The sequence below is a fragment of the Paenibacillus oceani genome, from assembly GCF_014705615.1.
GTDB lineage: Bacteria > Bacillota > Bacilli > Paenibacillales > NBRC-103111 > Paenibacillus_AB > Paenibacillus_AB oceani.
In genome coordinates, this window is the sequence record NZ_JACXJA010000037.1 from 77,761 (window position 1) to 100,821 (window position 23,061).

At 51.5% G+C, this 23,061-nt stretch carries 16 protein-coding genes; 13 read left to right on the top strand and 3 right to left on the bottom strand.

All coding sequences use genetic code 11. From position 1 onward, the window contains the following. Nucleotides 1-31: 31 nt before the first annotated feature. Nucleotides 32-289 carry a helix-turn-helix domain-containing protein gene (locus IDH45_RS24265; RefSeq protein ID WP_190930726.1) on the bottom strand — a complete coding sequence of 86 codons (258 nt, stop codon included), beginning with the start codon at nt 287-289 and terminating at the stop codon, nt 32-34. A gap of 45 nt (nt 290-334) precedes the next feature. Here IDH45_RS24265 and IDH45_RS24270 point away from each other — a divergent pair, with 45 nt between their 5' ends. Next, complete coding sequence (locus tag IDH45_RS24270; protein ID WP_190930727.1) at nt 335-502, top strand: hypothetical protein; 168 nt, start codon at nt 335-337, stop codon at nt 500-502. 60 nt (nt 503-562) lie between these two features. On the opposite strand, the gene IDH45_RS24275 is transcribed toward IDH45_RS24270, so the two are convergent. Next, a complete protein-coding gene (locus IDH45_RS24275) occupies nt 563-1,852 on the bottom strand; it encodes an ABC transporter substrate-binding protein (protein ID WP_190930728.1) in 1,290 nt (429 codons plus the stop codon). Between the two features lie 171 nt (nt 1,853-2,023). Between IDH45_RS24275 and IDH45_RS24280 the strand changes: the two genes are divergently transcribed. Then, nucleotides 2,024-2,878, top strand: a complete 855-nt coding sequence (locus tag IDH45_RS24280) for an AraC family transcriptional regulator (RefSeq protein WP_190930729.1) — start codon at nt 2,024-2,026, stop codon at nt 2,876-2,878. 144 nt (nt 2,879-3,022) lie between these two features. Further along, complete coding sequence (locus IDH45_RS24285; protein WP_190930730.1) at nt 3,023-4,618, top strand: right-handed parallel beta-helix repeat-containing protein; 1,596 nt, start codon at nt 3,023-3,025, stop codon at nt 4,616-4,618. A gap of 394 nt (nt 4,619-5,012) precedes the next feature. Here IDH45_RS24285 and IDH45_RS24290 read toward each other — a convergent pair whose 3' ends face one another. Then, nucleotides 5,013-6,977 (bottom strand): leucine-rich repeat domain-containing protein, encoded by a 1,965-nt coding sequence (locus tag IDH45_RS24290; protein WP_190930731.1) that lies wholly within the window; start codon nt 6,975-6,977, stop codon nt 5,013-5,015. A gap of 275 nt (nt 6,978-7,252) precedes the next feature. On the opposite strand from IDH45_RS24290, the gene IDH45_RS24295 reads away from it, so the two are divergent. From IDH45_RS24295 to IDH45_RS24340, 10 genes are all read left to right on the top strand, one after another. Further along, nucleotides 7,253-7,765, top strand: coding sequence for a GNAT family N-acetyltransferase (locus tag IDH45_RS24295; protein WP_223836925.1), 513 nt, complete (start codon nt 7,253-7,255; stop codon nt 7,763-7,765). A gap of 451 nt (nt 7,766-8,216) precedes the next feature. Continuing rightward, the gene (locus tag IDH45_RS24300) at nt 8,217-10,130 is read left to right on the top strand and encodes an AraC family transcriptional regulator (RefSeq protein ID WP_190930732.1); all 1,914 of its coding nucleotides are present in this window, start codon (nt 8,217-8,219) and stop codon (nt 10,128-10,130) included. A gap of 290 nt (nt 10,131-10,420) precedes the next feature. Continuing rightward, nucleotides 10,421-11,833, top strand: a complete 1,413-nt coding sequence (locus IDH45_RS24305) for an extracellular solute-binding protein (RefSeq protein ID WP_190930733.1) — start codon at nt 10,421-10,423, stop codon at nt 11,831-11,833. A 252-nt stretch (nt 11,834-12,085) separates the two neighbouring features. Further along, entirely contained in the window at nt 12,086-13,402 is a 1,317-nt protein-coding gene (locus IDH45_RS24310) for an ABC transporter substrate-binding protein (protein WP_190930734.1), read from the top strand. A 128-nt stretch (nt 13,403-13,530) separates the two neighbouring features. Continuing rightward, complete coding sequence (locus tag IDH45_RS24315) at nt 13,531-16,959, top strand: carbohydrate binding domain-containing protein (RefSeq protein WP_190930735.1); 3,429 nt, start codon at nt 13,531-13,533, stop codon at nt 16,957-16,959. 926 nt (nt 16,960-17,885) lie between these two features. Then, nucleotides 17,886-20,654: an FG-GAP repeat domain-containing protein gene (locus IDH45_RS24320; RefSeq protein ID WP_190930736.1), complete on the top strand. Its 2,769-nt coding sequence runs from the start codon at nt 17,886-17,888 to the stop codon at nt 20,652-20,654. A 175-nt stretch (nt 20,655-20,829) separates the two neighbouring features. Further along, nucleotides 20,830-21,126 carry a hypothetical protein gene (locus tag IDH45_RS24325; RefSeq protein ID WP_190930737.1) on the top strand — a complete coding sequence of 99 codons (297 nt, stop codon included), beginning with the start codon at nt 20,830-20,832 and terminating at the stop codon, nt 21,124-21,126. Nucleotides 21,127-21,286: 160 nt separating this feature from the next. Beyond that, nucleotides 21,287-21,859, top strand: a complete 573-nt coding sequence (locus IDH45_RS24330) for a VOC family protein (RefSeq protein WP_190930738.1) — start codon at nt 21,287-21,289, stop codon at nt 21,857-21,859. A gap of 41 nt (nt 21,860-21,900) precedes the next feature. Then, nucleotides 21,901-22,284: a hypothetical protein gene (locus tag IDH45_RS24335; RefSeq protein ID WP_190930739.1), complete on the top strand. Its 384-nt coding sequence runs from the start codon at nt 21,901-21,903 to the stop codon at nt 22,282-22,284. An 87-nt stretch (nt 22,285-22,371) separates the two neighbouring features. Beyond that, entirely contained in the window at nt 22,372-22,968 is a 597-nt protein-coding gene (locus IDH45_RS24340) for a DUF6630 family protein (protein WP_190930740.1), read from the top strand. Nucleotides 22,969-23,061: the final 93 nt, after the last annotated feature.

Consider the following 23,061-nt stretch of genomic DNA (forward strand, 5'->3'; position numbering starts at 1 on the left):
CGGGAGGTCGTTTGGACAAGTTGGATACGCGCTAACCACCGTTCGTCTTCTTATAGTCGCGAGGCGACATGCCGGCGTACTTTTTGAACAAGCGGGAGAAATAAAACACGTCGCGGTATCCGAGCGCCGTAGCGATCACCTTAAATGTACGCTCGGTGCTGATCAGCAGCTTTTTCGCTTCCGCCACCTTAAGCCGGTGAACGTATTCGTGCAGCGGGTAGCCGGTCACCTTTTTCACCGTCCGTTTCAAGGTGGAGATTGTGCGAACAGCAGAGCAAGAACAAGGCATGGAGAAAGACTGGTGCTTCGAAATGGGTAGGGGATGAACCGGTGCATGATGGACTACAATGTGCTGCCCATGCAGGGCGGTGCCGCATCGCTAGGGGAGGCGGCACAGCGGTGGAAGCAGCTACATGTTACGGAAGGGATCGTCTTGACGACACCGGATGGGAGCAAAACGTACAGGCTGTCGATCAACAAGAGGATCGGCGATCGGAGTTAAGAGGTAGCAAACACACGTTACAGAACGTTTGTTCATCGGTAGCGTGTGTTTCTTTTATGATTATTTTTTTTCCTCGTCCAGGAACTTGTTATGCTTTTCCTCCGCTTCGTGCAGCACCGTATTCAAATCTTTTCCGCCTAACAACAGGTCGAGCGCCTCGTTAATGACAGTGGAGCTTTTGCCGTCATATAAAGCGGGCGGCAAGTAAGGAGCAGGCACGCTTTTAAAGATGGACTCGATTCGTTTGCCCTTCACATGGGGCATATCTTGTCCGATCGCTTTCTTGATCGCCGGGTTTTTCAACGGCGATTGTCTTCCAAGCTGTCTAGCTCCGATCAACTGGGCCTCTTCCGATGTTACCGCATCCATAACTTTAATAACATCGTCCATATGCTTGCTCGTTTTTAGCGGCATCACGTAGTTCCCGTCTACCTGGCCGTAAACATTCGGCAATTCCTTATAGCTCGGGTATTGAGCCAAATCCCAGTCCAGCCCTTGCTCGGTCGGTTCCTTCAGAAACGGGATAATGTTGATTGTCGCCAGCATGGCAATATTTTGTTCGGTCCAGAACGGCGAGCGCAATGATCCTTTTTTGAATTCGTTTCCAGGTATGGTGTAGATTGCTCGCGCCAATTCGAATGTTTTTCTCCATTTGTCGGATTGAAGCAGCGACTTGTTTGTCGCCGGATCGACGGTTAGCGCGGACAGCGGTCTTGCAAGCCGCTCTATTTTCTCGGGATCGAGACCTTTGTAACTCACGCCCGCATCCGTGCGGGTTAGTTTTTTGGCCAACTCGATAACATCTTCCCAGAGCATGCCGTCTTTCGGAAAATCGACGCCAAATTTGTTGAATATCGTTTTGTTATAGTACAAAGCGTTGAAGTTGACCGTATACGGGAGGGCGTAAATCTCCCCTTTATCGGAGGTGACTTTGATGGCGTCGATGTAGGCTTGATCAAACCGGGTCAAATCGACTTGGTGTTTCTTCAAATGCCCTGTGAGATCCTCAAGAAGATCCATGCTGCGCAGCGACGGAATGCCTCCCTGGGTAATCAGATTCATATCGGGCGGACTTCCCGCCATAATAAGCTCCGTAAGCGTATTGCCTTTCCCTCTTTTGATCAATTCCAACGTAATATGAGGATGCTTTTTCTTGACCGGGTCTACAAACAGCTTCTGAAAATCTTCATCCGCAATCGTAACCATCGGATAAATCGTGAGCGTTACCGGTTTTTTCGTTTCCTGAACGATTCCCTTTGCCGGCAATTCGGTCTCTCCAGCATTGTCCCCACATCCCGATGCGACGGACAGCGCACCGATCGCTACGGCAAAAAACAACACTTTTTTCATACGATCCCCCCTGGAAAAATAACGTGGCAGAACTTACTGTTCTCGTGTATAACCTTATCGCATCCCGACCTGATTATCGCTTTCTTCTTTGCCTTTTTGAACCGAAAATGCCGCAAATTTTGATGTAAATTTCACCGCGGTTTGTTATTGTATGGACTAGGAGGCGATCAAATGAATGCGCTTAAGGGTACTAATGGGGTAAGAGCCAGCTCGCATTATTTCTCCATCAAGAGTGACAAGCGTTCCGAGCATTTCGATATGAGCACGCTTCACTTCCATGCCAATTTCGAAATCTATTACTTGTTGTCGGGCGAAAGGAACTACTTCATTCAAAATCGGCTATATCGCATATCCAAGGGCGATCTTGTCTTCATTAACCCTTACGATGTGCATAAGACGATGGTGGCGAGAGTGCCCGAACACGAACGGATTGTAATGTATTTTCAAAAAGAGCTGATCGGGCCGCATCATCGTTTGCTGAAGGATGGTTGCTCCCCATTTTGCACGGGAAACCCGATACTGTCTCTCGATGTTCATGAGCAGCGCATCGCGGAGGAATTGTTTTACAAAATAATGGCGGAACATAAAAATCGGGGAAAGGAGTACGAAGTCTGCATCGGAGCGCTTGTGCTGGAATTTCTCATATTCGCTTTGAGATGCAACGAGAAACGATTGAACCGTCCGGCAGAGGATGTCAGTCCGAATCATAAGAAAGTGTTGGACATCGTCCGCCATATTCATGACCGCTTTCATGAACGGCTCTCACTTGACGTTCTTTCCAAACGGTTTTATATGAGTCCCACTTATTTGAGCCGAGTATTTAAGGCGACGATCGGGTTTTCTCTCGTGGAATTCATTACGATCGTCCGGATAAAAGAAGCCCAAAGACTGCTGCGGGAAACCGATTGCAAGGTGATCGAAATATCGGAGGATGTCGGATTTGATAACTTTTCACATTTCGGGAAGTCGTTCAAGAAAATTACGAATTGCTCTCCGCTGCAATACCGAAAACGAACAAGAATGTGATAGTCCCGCATCACGCATAGCCTTCGTCATACGCAGTAATGGCAAAATTGGCGGGTTTTTCTCGACATGCGGCAAATAAGCAGAGGACAGAACTTGCACTTTTCATTATGGTTAAGTGGAACCGAATAAAAGGGAGATGAGTTCATGTCCAAGGAACAAGGATCGGCTGGCTGCAGTTCTGTACACAACACGAACAGAAGGAGGCTACTCGGATATATGGGAGCGGCCGGAGCAGTTGCCGTGACCAGCGTTATCGTGGGAGGCGGCATAAAAATGGCCGATGCACAGGCCGTCGAACGAAACGGCGGGGTAATCCGCGACATTGCCGAAGAAGTGGTGACGGAACATCTTGCGGAATGGAGTACGGACATCCATAACCGAGCTATAAATGTAATGCATCCTCCGACACCTCTTGTCGGGGCCATTGGGGACGGCGTTGCCGACGACACGGCAGCGATTCAGGCCTCCCTTGATCAGCAAGGGATTGTTTATTTGCCCAAGGGCGTATATGCCGTCGATCTGGTCGATGGTTTAAAAAGCCTCAGCGTACGCAGCCATACAAAGGTTGTGATGCACCCGGAAGCCGTTATCCGCTTGAAGCCCCAGTCGGTGGAACGATACTACATCGTTGATATCCAAAATGTGCAGCATGTCGAGATCGTAGGCGGTACAATTGAAGGTGAACGAAATTCTCATGTTGGATCTACCGGTGAATGGGGGTACGGCATCCGGATCAATGAGAGCAGCAACGTCAATGTTTCGGACGTCAGCATGGTCGACTGTTGGGGAGATGGCGCGGTCGCGACAGGTTCTACGCCTTCCAGCCATATTACGTTCGAAAATTGCATCTTTCACAATAACAGACGGCAAGGGCTCACACTAGCCAACACCAATCATGTACGAATACTGAACTGCGTGTTTACCAATACGAATGGAACGGCTCCGCAAGCTGGAATCGATATTGAGCCGGACAATCATAGCATTGCCGAGAACATCGTCATTTCCAATTGTTATTTTGAAAATAACAGCGGCAATGGATTGTTGCTTGCGAGAAGGGATAACTTAGAGGGGAATACATTCGTGCGGAAGACGATCGTATCGAATTGCACATTCAAGGGTAACGGGATCTCGGGCGTTTATTTGAAAAACGTGACGGATATTACCGTTGCCAACAACGTGATTGAACAGAACGTTAAAAATGGTATTTATTTAGGAAATACAAAGGAATGCGCGATAATCGGAAACCGGGTATTGCAAAACGGAAATCACGGCATTCATGTATCGCATTCCTCGGACAATATCATCTCAGACAACAGCGTCATTGAAAACGCTTCCGGGATACAGGTGGAGAACTCCTCGGCAAATCTAATTAAATCCAACCAAGCCAGAAGAAACAACATTCATGGCATAGGGATTTCGCGAAGCCATCATAATCTGGTCGATGCCAATTATGCCAAAGAAAATAGTCAAGGAAATGATAACGCATACAATAATATTAGCGTGTATTCGAACAGCGATTACAATGTCATCTCCAACAATATTTGCCGAAAGGGAGATCTCGCATTCAAGCCGTATGCAGGGATAAAAATTGCCGAAACGACAAGTTCGAGTAATATGGTCAGCCAAAATGATTGCTTTGACGGCGGTACGCTGATCGGCATCGAAAATACCGCTAGCGATACACAGTTTGGTGCCGGAAACCGGGTGTTCGACGGCACTTTCAGTACAACGCCGAATTAATAGGAAGCCTCTTTCATGGATATATGCCGTTGTGGGACCGACTGGCCCGGCAAGGCTATGCCTCACACCGGATCTGCTTTGCCGGGAATGCCTGGCCGAGAGCCGGGATTAACGAATGTCGCCGGCCAGAACCTGTTCATGAAGGAACTTTAGAAAGCTGTTGTGGAAGAGAAGGATGTGAACTCGGTGCTGAGAAGCGTCGAAGAAGTGATCAATAAAGTAATTGCTTCGGAGAAGGCAAAATAACGGGTTTGCACCGATAGAGTTCTAATCTATCCCTTTTTCCAACAAAAAGCTCTGAATTGTGGTATCTAGAGGCAGCGGAAATCCAAGACTTGCTTTGGACTTCCGCTGTATGTATTTTTAGAGGATCAACTTACACAAAAGCTAGCTTTTACTTGCCGATTTCAATCCGCTGCTTCTCTTCGTTCCAGCGCACGGTCCTTCCAAAAGCTTCCGTCACAAACCGTAGAGGAACGATCGTTATATGGTTTACGATTCGGGGTGCTTCCTCGAGCTCTACTTTGGCACCATTAACTGACGCGATCTTGGAGTCGATCGAAAGTTTGATTTCGGTCTGGCCGTTGGTGGCTACAATCGATCGCGTTTCCTCGTCCCATCGAACCACGGCACCCAGAGCAGCGAAAATTTTCCTTAAAGGTACGAAAGCGATATCCTGAATGATTTGAGGTGATTCTTCCTGCGAGAAGTTTTGCAAATTCCCGTTAATCGACACTTGGATTCGCTCGCCGTAGGAAACGGTGGAGCCGTTTGCCTTCTTTTGCTCTAATATTTCGATAGATTCGCCAGATAACGGATTACTCGTCAGATAGATTTCCCATAGAGCGGGCATGGAGGCCAGCGGCGAAACATCGGTAATCCGGTTGTTGTTGGCGGATAGCACAGCGAGCTTGGATAAGGACTGGATCGGCTGAAGATCGGCAATCTGATTATAGTCGACCCAGACTTTTTGCAAATTCCGTAGAGATGCAACAGGCGTCAGATCTTGAATCCGGTTATCCGTTATATGTAAATCCATTAGGCCCTTCAGTTCCTGGATCGGGCTTAAATCCTCGATTTGATTGCCGCTGAGCCAAAGTGAGTTCAGTCGGGTAAGTCCAGATACAAAACCGATATCTTTCAAACCCGCATTCGGCACAGACAACGAAGTCAACTGACGCAAACCGCGAAGTGTCGTATAGTCCGATACAGGATTTCCGCCGATATCTAACCAATAAAGATTTTTTAGCCCAGATATGGGCACTACATTCGAAATCCGATTGTCGGTCAAATTTAACGATCGCAGTACGGACAAGTCTTTAAGACTATTCACGTTTTCAATGCGATTGCCGGCCAATTTTAACGTTTCCAACCGGGAGAGCTTGGAAAAGACCGAGATGTCGTCGATCCAATTTTGACTCAAATCGATTTGAGTGAGGCCAACATGCCGGCCAAGCGGGGAAATGTCACGAATCTCATTGTTTGCCGCTTTGAACTCAGTGAGCAAATCGTACCCCCTCAGAAATGAAATGTCCTTAATTCCTAAGCTCGAGACGTTAAGGCTCTGGATAGATTTAAGCGAATAGATCGGACTCGGATCATCGACAGCATTATCGCTCAGATCGAGACTCTCCAACAAGCGAAGCGTTTGGATCGGCTGAATATTTGTGATCCGATTCGAACCAAGCGTTAAATAGCGTAGACTCGGTAAAGATAAAAGCCCGCTTATGTCGTTGATCGAGTTTCGAAGCAACCCTAGGTAGATCAGCCGATTCAAATTGCCGAGATGGGGAATCGACTCGATCTGATTGAATGGAGCGCTGAACCACTCCAGTTCGGTCAAACTGTCAATGGGCGTAATATCTGTAATTCGATTGGAACTTAATTCGATTCGAGTCAATTTTTTCAGAGAAGCCACTGCGCTTATATCCTCGATTTCATTGAAATACAAGGTAAGCGATTTCAGGTTAACCAACTCTCGCAATGGACCGATATCTGCAATGATATTGTTATTCAGGTCGAGACGTTGTAACGAGAACAACCCTTGCAACGGTTGCAAATCCTTTACTTTATTATGGGCTAGAGTCAAGGATCTCAGATTAACTGCATGCTCCAAGCCGACCAGACTCTCAATTCCATACCAACTGCCTTTCCCCATATTTCCCAATGTTGTGAGACTCGCCATATCTCCTCGCGTAATGGATCTATCGGAGGGGACATTCAACGTTTCTCTGACCAACAGTTCCAGTGCTTGATCTTCGAACCAGACCGGATTTTGGACTTGCGCTAAGCTGGTTGAAGGGGCAGAAGAGAACAGGACCAGGACAACCATCGAGAAAACTAAAGCTTTTTTCCACATCAATATGTCTCCTTAACTTCCGAAACCGTCATTCACGGCTGGCTCAGGGATGCCTAGATTCGGACTTCTTTTAGTATAATTTACCTAATGATAGCATCTCTTTCGATATCAGGAAATGTTTAATGTGTGAAGATCTCACTGCTTTTACTTTGTCAGGATGCCGTTGAACTATCAGAAAGGAAAATTTCGTTTAAGTTATAAATGACCTACCTAACATGAGCCCAACTGGTAAAATAAGCTTAAACGCAAGTTGTGCATGAGAAGGAGCGGAAAGTATGAGTAATTCAATTGAAATTCGCCATATGACGGAAGCAGACGTGGAACTTGTGTATCGGGTATTCACCGAACATCATATTGGAAAACCCAGGGATTACATCTTAAGGTGTTGGGAACAAAACGAAACAGGTGAACAAATAACGTTGCTAGGCTTTTACCAGAGGCAGTTTGTTGGAAGCCTGCATCTTCTTACTACATCTCACTATCCTCACTTTGTTGAAAATGGCATACCGGAGATTAACGATTTTAATGTTATCCCTCCATTTCGAAAGCTTGGAATTGGAAATGCATTAATGGAAGCTGTCGAGGCAATTGCATTCGAGAAGTACAGTATTGTGGGAATTGGTGTTGGACTTTATCAAAGTTATGGCAGTGCACAGCGTTTATACTCAAAAAGAGGATATGTGCCAGACGGCCGAGGACTCATGTATCAGCAACAACCAGTTATCCCTGGCAGTATGGTTTGTGCGGATGACGATCTGAACCTGTATTTCACTAAAGTTAAATCATGAACGTTGACGGATACGATCGCGAGTTCTTGTCATATCCTGTATTTAGCTGGGGAAGCAGTTGAATAGGAGTGGTTTGCAGCCTTTAATCTGTCCGAAAACCGGCATGGGCGCGGAATAAGAGCGGCTTGAAGCTGTTAATATCGACGAATGAGATGCAGACCCCTTCAGGTGGCGGAAATAAAGGGTCAAACCGCCTCTATTTGTCTCGGTCACCCCCATATGCCGAAAATGGAGGGTGCCAGAGACTCTTATCTGGTTAGGCAGCCTGTAGGCAGGCCGTTTCAGCTAAGAAACCTAACGCGATCGGTTCGCAACATACGGGTTTACGGTTACTTTCGGGGTCGAATTGTTCCCGGAGCCAACCAACGTGCACATAAATCATCGAGGGGAATTGCAGCTTCCTTGACGTTCGTTCCGTCCTCCTTTACTTTGGAGGTAGGGAGGACGAGGGATGAACTGGAATGAACACGCGTTATTGTGGAGTCACGCATCGATTCGCATAATCGATATCCGATATTTCACCCTTCAAGGCGAGGAAGCGCCCCCGGACTATTTGCTGCCTGCCAGCGGGTTTCTGTACGTAGCCAGCGGCTATGCTTCCGTGCATTGGGGTCCGGCTCTTTATAAAGTTAATCGGAACCAGCTGCTGCACGGAGGCAAGGGGACGCGGCTGGCGCTCACGCCGGAAGGGGATTTGTTCGCCTATTACCTGGTCCTGTACAAGGCTTCGCTGAACCCGCCTCACAGCCGCAGTCTGCAGCATCTGTATGCGGAGACTAAGCCGTTCGAGACATCGTACAACTGCTCGCTGTCCCAGGCTTCGCTGCTGCAGGTACATTTGGCTGATATGTTTCGGCATTGGCAGCAGTCTCAACCGATGGACAGACTGCGAGTGAATGCGACGTTCCATCAATTCATATATGAGCTGGTGAGAATGCTGGAGGAGCGGACGAGGTCCGGAGACGAACCGGATTTGGTGCAGCAGACGATCCGCTATTTGCAGGAGCATTACCGGGAGCCTGTCACGATGGAGGAGCTCGCGGCGATGTTCAGTTGCAGCATTACGCATCTGTCCCGCTTGTTCAAACGCGAGACCGGAGTGAGCCCGATCCATTATCTGATTCAAATTCGGATGAAGCATGCGGAACAATGGCTGCTGGGCGGACAAACGGGTTTGAGGGATATCGCCGCCAAAATCGGGTACCCGGACGCCTTTTACTTCAGCCGCATGTTCAAGAAGCATACCGGTTATTCGCCTTTGCAATTTCGCAGACAGTTTGCCGAGACGAGGCAAATGCCGATTGTACCGGATTCTCCATTAAACCGTGCCGGATCTGATATGGATGAACCGGTGCGCCCCTTATATAATGATAATGATAACCATTATCATTTAGAAAAGGGAGAGAACACATTCATGCAGTTTGCAAAGTCGCCACTCATGGCCACGACCCTGCTGCTCGGCGTCACCTTGTTGCTGGGCGCCTGTCAGTCGGCTGCCAATTCCTCACCGTCGGGAGGCACGCCGGAAACGCCTTCATCCGCTACAAGAGTGTACAAGCATATCGACGGCGAGAGCGAAATCCCGGTTCATCCGAAGCGAGTGTTTACCGATCTGAAAGTGGGGCAGTTGATGGCATTGGGCGTCAAACCGGTCGGCAGCGCAAGCTACCCGCTCCAAACCGGTTTTTTCGATATTACGGGAATCGAGGATTTGGGTAAATTCCCGCTTAATCTGGAGAAGCTCGCCTCTTTGGAGCCGGACTTGATCATTTTGACAGAAGCGTGGCGTGACGGCGGCGGGTACGAGGCGTTCAGCAAAATCGCGCCGACTGTAGTTATTCCGAATCATGGTGAAGATTTGGGCGAAGAGCTCCGGATGTTTGGCGATATCGTGGGCAAGAAGGAGCAGGCCGAGCGCTGGCTGGCGGAATTTGAAACCAAGGTGTCGCAAGCGAAGCAGCAAGTGAATGCTGTCATTGGCCAAGGTCAGACCTTCTCGATCTTGAACGTGCGGGCGAAGCAGTTTTTTGTGTACGACGATGTGAATATGGGCGGCAACGTCATCTACAAGTTTCTCGGTCTCAAGCCGCAGGCCAAGGTGCTCTCCGATGTGATTCAGGGAGACGTGTGGGAAATATCCGCGGAGGTTATCCCGGAATATATCGGCGACCACTTGTTGATCGCGACCAATAAAGGGGCCGAGGAGGCGCTGGAGAAGAACAGGTACATATGGGCCAACACGGCGGCGGTGCGCAATGGCAAGGTGTACGATATCAACTTTGATTTGTTCCTGCTCACCGATCCGATCAGCGTGTCCCACCAGTTGGACATGGTGACGAAGATGCTGGTGGAGAAAAATCGGTAAGACAAGTACGCTTAAGAACGCGCGTTAATTCCAGTCGTTTATTTTCTGAATAAAGGTTCTTGTCCACAGCCCGGGACAAGGACCTTTATTCATCATCCAAACCTGCAGCCTCCTTCTATAGTATATTGGCGTAGCTGCTCACCGAAGGCATTCTGTTCCAGATGCGGGTAGCGGAGCTGTTGCGAGAAAAGGATAGTTGGTGCTAGACTATAGGTTGGAAAAGAACGGCCAAATCCTCTTGACCAGACACGACAGGGGAGTCCAGGCTAACGGGTGGGCGAGGTTGTGCAATGCAAAAAAAAGTGATTCGAAAACATTCGCAGGCGCGGATCGATGAAATGGTGAATACGATTCGGGGCGAAATCCTGGCGAACCTACAAGCCGTCGGGACGTATTTGCCTTCCGAGAGCGATCTGGAGAAGCGGTTTCGGCTCGGCAACAATTCGGTGCGCAAAGGGCTGGAGCAACTTGTCCAAGAAGGAATTATCCGAAAAATTCCGCGGGTCGGCAACATCGTAGTCGGGCAACCGTCTGGGGAACAGCCGACCGTCCGGCTCGGCGTCTATAACACGACCGACCGGGAGATGGAATTGACCGGCTTGCTGGAGCAATTTCAGAAGCGGCATCCGAACATTCGCGTTCAGACTGTAATGATCCCGACTAACGAGTATGCGGGATATATCAAGCAGCATATGGCGGACGGCACGCTGGATGCGGCGATTATTAACCATCATACGTTCCGGCAATTTTCGAGCAGGCAGAAGGCGGACTTGCTGGAGCCGCTTCAACCGCTGGAACAGACGTCCGGCTATTACCCGTTTACGACAGGGCCGTTTGCGGACCAGGGAAAGCTGCTCGTGCAGCCATTAATTTTTTCACCGCTCGTCGTCGGTTACAACCGCAGCCATCTGAAGGATCGCGGCTTGTCCGAGCCGGAAGGGGACTGGACGTGGAACGAGCTGATGGAGCTTGCCGGAAAAGCGGCGATCGAGAATGAGAGATTCGGCTTTTGCTTCCATCTGCTGTCGCGCAACCGCTGGCCGGTTTTTTTGCTGCAAAGTGGGATCGACTTCACCCCGGATCGGGAAGGCTTTTACCGTTTGCCGGACGAGGTTTTGACAGAATGTCTGGGCGTATGCCGGGAGCTGGTTGAGCAGCCGAACGTGTTTCCCACCATGCTGTCCGGACTCGACAGTGCGGCTGTGGAATGGTTCAAGGACGGCAAAGTATCCATGATCATGACGACTTACTTTTCGCTTAACCAGTTGAAGCATTCGGAGATGGATTACGATGTCGCCCCGCTTCCCTACGTCAGGGAGAAAGGCAATCTGCTATCCGTCATCGGCGCGATCGTAAGCCGTAAATCAAAGAGCAAGGAAGCTGCAAAACGGCTTGTCGAATTTCTCGGTTCGTACGAGGCGCAGGTAGTGATCCGCAGCAAAACGCTCAGCATTCCGGCGCACCGGGAAGCCGCCGAGTGGGACGGAGAGACGGACGTTCGGCATCCGGTGCATTTTCGTATTTTTGACCACATGATGCCTACTTACCGGCTGCTCGAGCATATGTCGCTTACCTCCAAGCAGCTGTCGGCGATCCAGAAAGAGTTCGAGCTGTTTTTAACCGGGCTGCAGGACGGCGTCACGATGAGCAGGCGAATGGAGCAAGTGCTGCAAGATATGAACAGCAACCAGGCAATCGAATAAATTCGCAGGAATGCGGCGTTTGGGAAAAAGTCCCAAATGCTTTTTTTTATGCGCAAATAGGAGTTTTCTCCTCATCTTGCGAGGTGTGAAGGAGGAGCGCCTCCGCTCGATTAAAAGACAATTTATAGACGGGGCCGAACGTTTTCGAAACGATTGACTGCGCTTTCAAAACGCTTTATGCTGTTTATAGGGTCAGTTTGGGGTCAATAAAGAGCTGGCCTATTATGGGGGAAGTAAGGAGAGACGGACGACATGAAAACGACGAGGCTGGGGCTCGCCTCCGTGCTGGTCGTGCTGCTGACGACGACTGCGTGTGGTGCGAATCATCAAGGTTCAGCAAGCGGAGAAGGCGGTAAGGCGGAGGCGGAAAAACCGAAAGAACCGTACACGATGAAAATTCTCGCGAACGGGGTTAAAACCGAGGAGTTTGACGAACGGTTCCGGGAAGTATTGAAGCTGAAATTCCCGCACGTGACGGTCGAGTACTCGCCGGGAGGCAAAGGAGCGACGATCAATGATAGGATCGCCTCGGGCAGCATCCCGGACATCATCCGGACCGATGTGCCGACGCTTGTAAGCGGTTATCTCGATTTGGGGTTAGGCTACGATTTGAACGAGCTCGTCAAGAAGCACAAGTACGATCTGAAGCGGTTTAACAAAGTGTTTATCGACGAAATCGTCGACGTCGGACGGGATGGAGCGTTGTACGGGTTGCCGGTGCCTCCGTATTTTCCCCAAGCGCTCTATTACAACAAGGACTTATTCGACAAATTCGGGGTGGCTTATCCGAAAAATGGCATGACCTGGGATGAAGTATACGAGTTGGCCAAAAAAATGACGCGTGTCGACGGAGGCGTCGTTTATCGCGGATTCAGCTCGCCTCCGACGAATCTGCTTCGGGACAATCCGTATTCCTTGCCGATTCTCGATCCGAGCTCAGATAAGCTCTCGAATCCGGACCGATGGTTGACGCTGTTCAACAATTTGAAACGGTTTTACGAAATTCCGAACAACAAAATCGAAAGCACGGCTACTTTGGACGGGCAAGCGTTCTCCAAAGGAAACGTGGCGCTCATGACCAACCAGCACAGCGTCTATTTGGTACTTCCTCCGGAGCTGAATTGGGATCTCGTTTCTTATCCGATTATGGAGGGAGCACCCCAGCTGATGCCGCAAAGGGGCCCGGCATACTGGTCGATATCCGCAACGAGCAAGCACAAGGAAGAAGCGTTTGAGATGATCCTGGCCATGCTGGCCGACGAAGTCCAGATGGAGGACTCGAAACGGGGCATTACGACGACTCTGGCGAATCCGGACATCCAGAATGCGCTTGGCAAAAGCCATTCGGTGTACAGCAAGAAAAACATGGAAGCGGTGAACGTTTATCCGCCGATCCCTTATACGCAGAAGAGAAAATCCGGTTTGACGGATGTGCCCGGAGTCACACAGCAAAATTTGCTGGGTCAAACGTTCGTGGATGTCGCTATGGGCAAGATGGACGTTAATACCGCTTTGAGGGATTTGGATGAAAAGCTAAAAGCGGAAGTCGCCAAACAGAAGAGCAAATAAACAAATCCGGATCAACCGGCGGATCAGGATGGAGCATACAATCGGAAAGCGAACCTGGACGAAGGATAAAGGCAGCAAACCGGGGAGCGGAGCCCGCGCCCCCTACCATTCGATCGGAGGGATGAATGATGAGGTGCAAGTTGCACACGAACGTCGCAAGTTTTGCAGTCGTACTCTGCCTGTTGGTTTCAACTTTGATGATGGGCTCCATTCGCGCACATGCCGATACACAAACGCCTAACCTGTTGACCAACCCGGGCTTCGAGGTACCCGGAGACGAGAACCAGCCCGTACCGGGATGGCATTTGCGCGGCAACAATCCGGCCGGAATATCGATGGAAGTGACCGATGGCGTCAGTTACGAAGGATCGAGCGCCTTGAAGGTAACGGACGATTCGACCTCGGTTGCCGCAGTCGTATTCAGTGACCCGATCGAAATATCGGCCGGCGACAGTTTACGGCTTCGATTTCAAGCGACCGGCACGACCGGCACGGTATACGTCGGCGTCCGCACGTATAAGCAAACAGGGGACGACGTAGTGAGCGGCAACCTTAGCAACAAATTCGTGACGCTGACGCCGTCGAGTGTTTGGACCGAATTTTCCGTCGAAGCGGACGCCCCGACCGGCGCTGCCTACGCGAGAGTACTCATTTATACCCAAAATGCAGTGAGGGGTTCCACCACCGTGGACGATCTTCAACTCCATCTCGTCGATGAAGGGACGGTTCCGTACGAACTTACGAATCTAGGACCGTTTGTACATAATGTCGATATTTCACGCGCCGTATTCCATCAGGACTCTACGGGCAAAACGATCGCTTATGCCACGTTGTCGGGATTGCCGGCCAAGCTGCTCGTGATCGATGTGGAAGCGGAAACCGTATTAAACCAAATCCCGATCGAAGATACGATCTCCGGCACCTACTACAAGGGCGAATACGTAAGAGGTTTGACCGTTACGCCGGATGGAACCGTCTACATGGTGGGTACGCCGACGAATTTGTTCAAATACGTGCCGGGCGAGAATCAGGTGCATTTCGTGAAAAAAATGCCGGGCTCCGCCGTGTACGATTTGAAAAACGGGCCGGACGGCATCCTCATCGGGGGATCGTACAACCGGAACGAGGCGTTCGAATACAATACCGCCACCGGCGAAATGATCAATCTGGGCCGGGCGACGGCAGACGAATACTACTTATACTCGGTTGCCTACGACGAAGCGAGGAACGACTATTACTTCGGAATCGGATCTCATGCCCATCTGATTCGTTATGACCGGGATACGGGCGCGAAGACGGAAATTGCACTACCCGCCCAGTATAGCTCGGCTCAATTCGTATGGGATATGAGCGTCGTCCAAAATAAACTGTTCATGAGACTATCTCCAGGGGCGACTCTCGCCATGGATCTGACGACAGGCGAGTTTGAAACGACGAGCGCGCCCGTGACGTCCAGACTCGTCTCTCCTTTGTCTCCGGACGGCGGCAAAGTGTACTTTACCGTTTCGTCGGAGCTCGGCTATTACGATTTCGCTACGAAACAGTACAACATGCTGGACATCCGGACGCCTGCAGATGCCAACGGTCTAACGTTCGCGCAGTTCTCCGGCGCGGAATTTCCCGGCGATACGCTGGTCGGCATTACGGAAGGGAACATCTTCAAATACAACTTGACCACCGGAGCAAAGCGCAGCGTGCTTATTCCGGTCAGCGGGGAACCGAGCACCCTTCAGACCGTATTCAAGGGCAATGACGGACGCATCCATACGAGCGGTTACGTGGTGGGCGGCAACGCGATTTACGATCCCGTGGACGGAACCCGGCTCGAGTATTCGAAGCAATCCGTCGGCGCCGCACAGACGGTTCCCGGCAATCAGACGGACCGGGTATTCGCTTACAAAGATAAAATTTACTTCGTCACATATACCGGCATGAGGGTATACGAATACGACCAATCGCTGCCGTGGAATCGGCAGGACCCGATTCATCCGAATCCGTCCTTCCTGTTCACCGCATCCGATGTCGCCCATCAAGACCGCGGACTTACGGGGACGGTGATGCCGGACGAAGGGAAGCTCGTGATCGGCACCGTGCCGAAGTACGGGTTCCTGGGCGGAGCGCTCGTCATCTTCGATCTGGAGACGAAGGAACGCGAAGTGTACGCCAATGTAGTCCATCAGCAAAGCGTGACGGCCGTCACGTACAAGGACGGTCTCGTGTACGGCGGATCGAACGTATGGGGCGGACTCGGCATCGATCCGACCGAATCGGAAGCGAAGCTGTTCATCTGGGATGTGGCGAATAAGCAGAAGGTGTTCGAAACGGTACCCGTTCCCGGCAAAAAAGGGATCACCGAGCTGATGGTCGGCCCGGACGGCATGATCTGGGGCTCGGTGGAGGGCGACTTGTTCATCTTTGATCCGGCAACCAGACAGGTCGTTCATCGGCAAAATCTGGTGACCCGCTCCTATAGCAGCGCTGTGTGGCGCGACGCACGGTTCCTCACCGGACAGGACGGCAACGTGTACGTCACCCAGGCGGGGCAGTTTATGAGAATCGATGCGGCGACCAAGCAAAAGCAGATCATCCGCAAGTCGGGCAAAACGAATTGGCTGGCTCAGGACGATTTCGGGAATTTCTATATAACCGAGGATACGAATCTAATCAAAATTACGATCCCCGACTTGCGGGTCTCGCCGATTGGAGCCCGGCTGGATATAGCCAAGACGGCGCTAGCACCGGGCGAATCGACGGAAGTGTCGATTACCGGACTGCTGGAGCAGGGGGGAATTGTGCAAAAGCTGGAGAGAAGGAATCCGGTATGGTTCAGCAGCAACCCTTCGGTTGCCTCCGTGGAAAACGGCAAGCTGACGGCCCATCAAGCGGGGACAGCCCAAATCCGGGCGCAGATCGTCGTGGACGGAGTGCCGCTGGAAACCGGGCACGTTGACGTGACGGTAAGTTCCTCAACCAGCTCCGGCCGGCCCGGCATGCCGGTATTATCCGATAACTCCGGTCAAGCGAACGGTCTTCGGGACGGCAACTACACGGTTTCGATGAATATGTGGTGGGGAAACAACGGTACCGCATTTAGACTGTATGAGAACGGCTCCCTGATCGGAGAGAAGACGCTGATCGAAGCTTCGCCCCAGGCGCAGAACGCTGCCATAGACATTCGCGGCAAACCGAATGGGGCGTATACCTATACTTGCGAGCTCCTTAATGCCTACGGCACGACGACGTGTCAACCGCATGTCGTTCACATTACCGATGCCGCTCCCGGCAAGCCCGCCATGTCACATGACAATTGGGACGGAGACGGAGCTTATACCGTCGCGATGAACCTGTGGTGGGGGACGAACGCCGCCGAATACCGTTTGTATGAAAACGGACAGCTGATCGAGTCGCAGACGTTGACCGCCTCTTCTCCCAATGCGCAAAAAACGACAGTCGCATTGAACGGCAAGCCGGTCGGCCGCTACGAGTACCGCGGCGAGCTCGTGAATGCGGCAGGAGCCACATCGAGCGACGTTATGATCGTTGAGGTAATCAAATAAGTAGAACCATCGAGGAACAGGTCGCCTATGTGCGATCTGTTTTAGTTTATGGATCGTCAGGATGTCTATGTCATTCCCCGCGCTAAAGGAAACAAAGGGGCCCTTTCCTTGTCGAGCCAGCAAGTGCCGCAAGCGTTTATGGTGGGGTGTGGGCGGGTGGCCGTGCGGGCTTTCAGCCCAGCTTCAAAGGGGGGAAGAGGAGGAAATGCGAATAAGAGCGGATTGTACGCTTTATATTGTCCGAAAACCGGTATGAACATAGAACAAGAGCGGTTTGAAGCTGCTAATATCCGCGATAAGGGTGCAGAGGCAATGAGTTGGTTGAAATAAGGGGTACAAACCGCCTCTAACTGTCGCCGTTTGGCGAAAAGACCATAAATAGAAGATGGAAAAGACTTCTATTTTGTTGGGACGCGGCGGTTTCACCGTTTTGGTGCCGTCGGGCTCAGCCTGCAACGGACTCCACGTATAGTTGATGAAACTGATGAAAGCATAAGGGGATTGACTTATAAAAATGGCAAGTATACTATTTTTAATAGTATGGTAAGACCATATCACTTGTTGAGAGAGGAGGTTTTGGGACTGTCCGATATTTCCGAAAGGTTGTCGAAGTGCAATCCGGGAAATGAAAGCGTCATCATTCGTGGGGTTAAAGGTGCGCGGCAACAGAGAGACGAGCGATCTACACATACGATCAAACGTCTAATTATCACACCTGATTAACACACCTGATTAACACATCGTCCGCTGAAGCCGGTCGTCGTCAACGATGTTAAGCTGTACGAGTTCCGATCCTGGAAAATGATCAGTGGCGGTAACACCGGCTGCGAACACAGGATGGCTAAGAGGCGGAAGGTCGCCGCGAATATATTGTGTGGCAGTATCTAAGTTGCCGGTACAACGGATTAGCTGATGGAGGGAAAGACATGGGGAGCGTTTGGAGAGAACGGGGCTTTGAGGATTTTGCGGACGGAACCTTCGGCAATGGCGGGCAAAATTTGTATGTGTCCCGCAAAGGCGTACTGCAGCGCATTTTTCGTTTCGATATCGACCGGGACGGGTATGCGGACGTTTTGTTCGTGAACAGTCAGGATATGGGTGAGCGGCCCCCGGTTTATGTATATCCTCATCCGTTCCGTCAGGAGGAGCGGCTCGAATTGCCTTCGGCCGGTTCCTATTATGGAGCGCTCGGCGATTTGAACGGCGACGGCTATGAGGATCTTGTCATCGCCAACCAGCACAACGGCACACATGCCGATGTGACGGCGTACGTCTATTACGGCTCGCCGGAAGGTCTAACCGAACGTTACAAAACGGAGCTGCCCGTTCCGAATTGCCGCGCGGTTGCAATCGGTGACTTTAACGGGGACGGCTTGCCGGATATCGCTTTTGCAAGCAACGGAAAGGTCGTCGTCTACCATCAGACGGCTGACGGCTTCCGCCATACGGACTGCGTGACGCTGGACATGGAAGTGACGCATATGACCGCTGGCGATATAGACCGCGACGGCTTCGCCGATCTATATGTGCGGACGAAGGGGCAGCCGCCGCTTGTGCTGTGGGGAGGCCCCGCAGGGCTGCAACTGCCGGCCAGCACATTGATTGGCGGGGACGACCCTGGCTCCCGGCAGTTGGCAAGCACGACTGCAGGCTGGATGACTTTCGTAGAAGGCTGGACGCCGAAAATCGTCGAGCTTGGCGGGAACCCGTTCATGTTCCGACAGGAGAACGATGCGGCGGCGTTTTATCCTTGCGGCAGCGACCGGACGATCGCCGAGCCGCTTGTGATCGGATGCCGCAATGTTGTTTCCGCAGGAGCGGCGGATTTGAACGGCGACGGCTATGAAGAAATCGTACTCGCCGTCTGTGCCGATCGGGATGCGAGTGAGTTGTCCTGGATTTATTGGGGTGGCGCGGCAGGCTTCGGGGATGACAGACGGACGGCCTTGCCGACGATCAGCGCGCGCGATGTCAGCATCGGCGATCTGGACGGCGACGGCATGCCGGAGATTGTCCTCTGTCAAGGCCGGACGAATGTGATGAATACGACGGAGTCGCTGATTTATCAAGTTCATCAGCCCCTTGAGTGCAATGAAGCGGCCCGACTCGCCGACCCGATTCGGCTGGTTACGCATGACGCCGCGACGGCACTGATCGGACGGACTTCGGACGCCGAGCTTCCGCAGATCATTTTTATCAACCATGTGTCGGGACGGGTGAGAGGGGATGTGTCGGCTTACGCCTATCTCGGCGGCCCTAACGGCTTCGATGAAAGCCGCCGCATCGAATTTCCGGGCTGGGCGGCCGTCGATTCGATCTGCTGCGACTTCAACGATAACGGCTGGGGCGATGTGTTTATCGCCAACTGTGCGGAGAACGCCCCGCATCTCGATCCGGGATCGTTCCTTTATTGGGGCGGGCCGGACGGCTTCGATCCGGACCATAAACAGAGTCTTCCTACGCTGCGCGCGCACGGCAGCGCGGTCGGCGACTTCCGACACAGCGGTTATTTGGACCTGGCGATCGTCGGCGTCAGCAACCCGGAGTTGCTCATCTTCAAAGGCGGACCGGACGGCTTTGATACGGCGAATCCGCAGCGCATTTTGATGGACCCGAATATGAAGGAGTACATTCCGGTTAAAGCGCTGCATTCGTACGGGGACCCTGTCGGCCTCGCTTATCGGGAGCCCAGATGGATGCTGTCAGCGGATTTCAATAACGACGGCTGGCTGGATTTGTTCGTGTCGCAAATATTCGGCTGCAGCTATATTCTTTGGGGCGGGCCTGATGGTTATTCGATGGAGCGTTCGACCCGTCTCAACTGCGATGGCGGCATTTGTGCACAGGCGGCCGATCTGACCGGCAACGGCTGGCTCGATCTGATCGTCGGCGGTCATCTGGTCATGGGCAAAAACGCGAAGTACGAATCGTATATTTACATTTATTGGGGCGGACCCGAAGGGTATCGCGAGGAACGCCGCGCCCAACTTCCGGCCCATACCGCGAATGCGCTGACTATTGCGGATTTCAACCGGGACGGTATTCTCGATATTTTTGCCACCTCCTACAACAGCGGCCGGGAACGCGATATCGACGCATACTTGTATTGGGGGCAGCCAGGAGGCCGCTACTCGGCCGAAAATCGGCTGCAGCTGCCCGCTCATTCGTCGTGCGGCGCGATGGCGATCGATTTTGACGAGGACGGCTGGACCGATCTCGCGATCGCGAATCATAAAACGTACGGCGATCATGTCGGATACTCCTATGTCATGTGGAACGGTCCGGAAGGTTTCTCGCCGAAGCGGACGACGAAGCTGCCGACTATGGGGCCGCACGGCATGATGTCCGTAGATCCGGGCAATATCGTCGACCGCGGACCGGAGGAGTTTTATATATCGAGCGTGCACGAGCTTCCCGAGGGAGAGCGGGCCGCCCGCATCGGCTGGGAAGCGGAGCTTCAGCCGAAAACGTGGGTGAAGGCGCAGCTCCGATTCGCGGCCAGCCGCGAGGAACTGGAGCAAGCCGCGTGGCAAGGTCCGGGAGTCGCCGCGGAGGCATGGTTCGAGAATGGCCAGTCTGCAGCCGGTGTGCGGCAAGCCGGCCGCTGGGTGCAGTACCGTTTGGCGCTTGGCGCCGTCAACGGCGGCAACAGCCCGCGGGTGACGGAGGTTTGGGTGGTGTCGGAGCGGGGATGATCCTGAGAGATCTTGCCGCCATGTAAGCTTGTCGGTTATAGCAAGCGGCCGGCCCTTCGCATAGCGCGATAGGTCGGCCCATAATTACAGGGAGGTAACCGATGAAATGTTTGATGATGGGTTTGAGGGTTTTGTTTTGCGCGGTCGTCGTTTTTGTTTGGAAGCGCTTACCTTCGTGACAGTTGCCAGTGCGATGCCCTTGCCTGAACGGACGGTCTCCGTTTCGGGACAACTGGCCGGGGGTGCCGGAGTCGTTAACGGCGATGTGAACCCGCAAACCGGGGCGTTAACGTCGTTCGGCGCGAGCAGCGCTTTTGCGCTCGACAGCGGCTTAAACAGCATCGGGACGGATTTGGGGAGCGTCACGGCGTTCAATACGATTGAGCTTCGCGCGTCGAACGGGCCAGCCGATTGGAGAAGAGCGATTTGTCTCTGTACATCAGCCAGGATAACAGCAGCTATTCCAAAGTGACGGATTGGGATTTCCTGAAGCTTGGCCCGGTAATCGTTCTGTACAATTTCTCAGAGACGGCCCGGTACGTCAAAATACATAATCATTTCGACGACTCTGATCCGGAGTTTGGCGTTTCGAATGTGCAGGACATGATGAGCGTATTCGATGTGCCTCCGGGGTGCTGGACCGCAAGCGGGGGAGGAGACTGGCTGTATCGCAGCCTCTTTCGTCGGCGGGGAAGGAGGGCTATACAATCGCAGAAAACACCCTGAATCCAAACTTTCAAAACACACGTAATTTTGAAGACTACAAACCTACGAAAGCCTTAAAAGTAATTCGAGGTAATATTAATCAGGAGCTTAGAAAGGATGGATTACATTTGGAAGACTCAACACCAACCAATAATGAGCGAGCGTTTGGAATGCGTATTATCAAATTGTCATTTGAATATTATGTTGATCGGTTGGGATTTTCGAAGACAGGTTCGAGGGAAGTACGCATAACTAATAGCACCAAAATTTGGATGCACCCATTAGGAAATGCTGAAGATAAGCCGAATGACGTATCGATGCATTGGTTTGAAATTGGTACGATAGACATTGAAGGATTTAATCAGAAACTAAAAGAAGAAAATGTCCCTGTGAGCGATAGATACGATAATCCAGGATGTGGACGGTATTTTGATGTATACGATCCAGATGGTCGTAAAATCACTGTTAGTCAGGATTGGTACGATCGGATTGAAGAGTAATCAAGTGGTAAACGGACACACATAGCCGGAGGTGCAGTTGAATGATTGACATGCAGTATATATACGAACTAGAGGCAGAGCTGGATGTAATGAAGCTTTCAGAAAATTATATCGAAATCAAATCACTTCTGCAGCAGAGCCCCCAGGAACAATGGTCCTATGAAATGATTTTGGTATATGCACGGGCACTGAATTATCTGCAAGATTATTCTGACCAGACCGACCCATTCGAACAAGCATATGTGCTGCTGCAAACGGTCGCGGATAAGGGAACTTCGGACGCTGATTGGCATTTAATAATGGCTTCCGTTAGTTTCAATCTGCAACTTTACGCTGAGGCCGTACAACATGCTGAACAAGCAAATACGATTATAGCCGGCTGTGCTGATGATATGCTTGAGCTATACTCCCAGTATAATGACTAGTAATAGCTTCCGAAATAACCTAGTAGAGTCGAGAACGTTGAGAGCCATAGATATTATTGATGCACCGCAATCGAAGGGGGATATGAGATGGGCTGGCTCCGATGGTGGTGCAGATCACGTAAAACAGAAACCAATGCAGATGTTGAAACGGTGGATCAGGAGTCGTCGATCGTCAAACGGACTGCGCTAATCACTTTAAGCGCACAACTTTCGGCGGACAGCGAAATTGTCGTGAGCGAAGTCGTTCTGGCCCTGGAGCATCCGGAGTTGTACGTGGAGCAGTGGGCAGACCGGTTGGCGAACCGGGGAATCGAGGAACCGATACCGGAACTGGCCTGGATCGCACTTGTTGAAGCATTGGACGAGCAAGGATTAGTATGGGAAATCGATTGGAAAGCGGACGCAGAGGACATCCTGTTCGCCGTCCATTCGCTGCTGGATCGCAGAGGATGGCATCTGCCGTCGGCAGATCGGCAATTGGAACAGGCAGTCCGATCGGGTGGTCATACCTATGACTATTTGTGTAAATTGCATGAATCGCTTCGATCTCACGGCATCGTATTAGGCAGCTTGGACATCAATAGCGACAGTTATGTGCTTATCGTCTTTCGGGAGGAAGAAGTCGAAGAAGTCCAGCAGTTGGCCAAGGCGAGCGGCTACACGTTCCATAGCAGCTTCGGATAGATCATGATGCTTGTTTGAACGTGTACAAAGAGCCCAGTTTTTTGGTAATTCCAGTTCGAATTCGGGTACGGAGTATCCACCGTTTCCCGACTT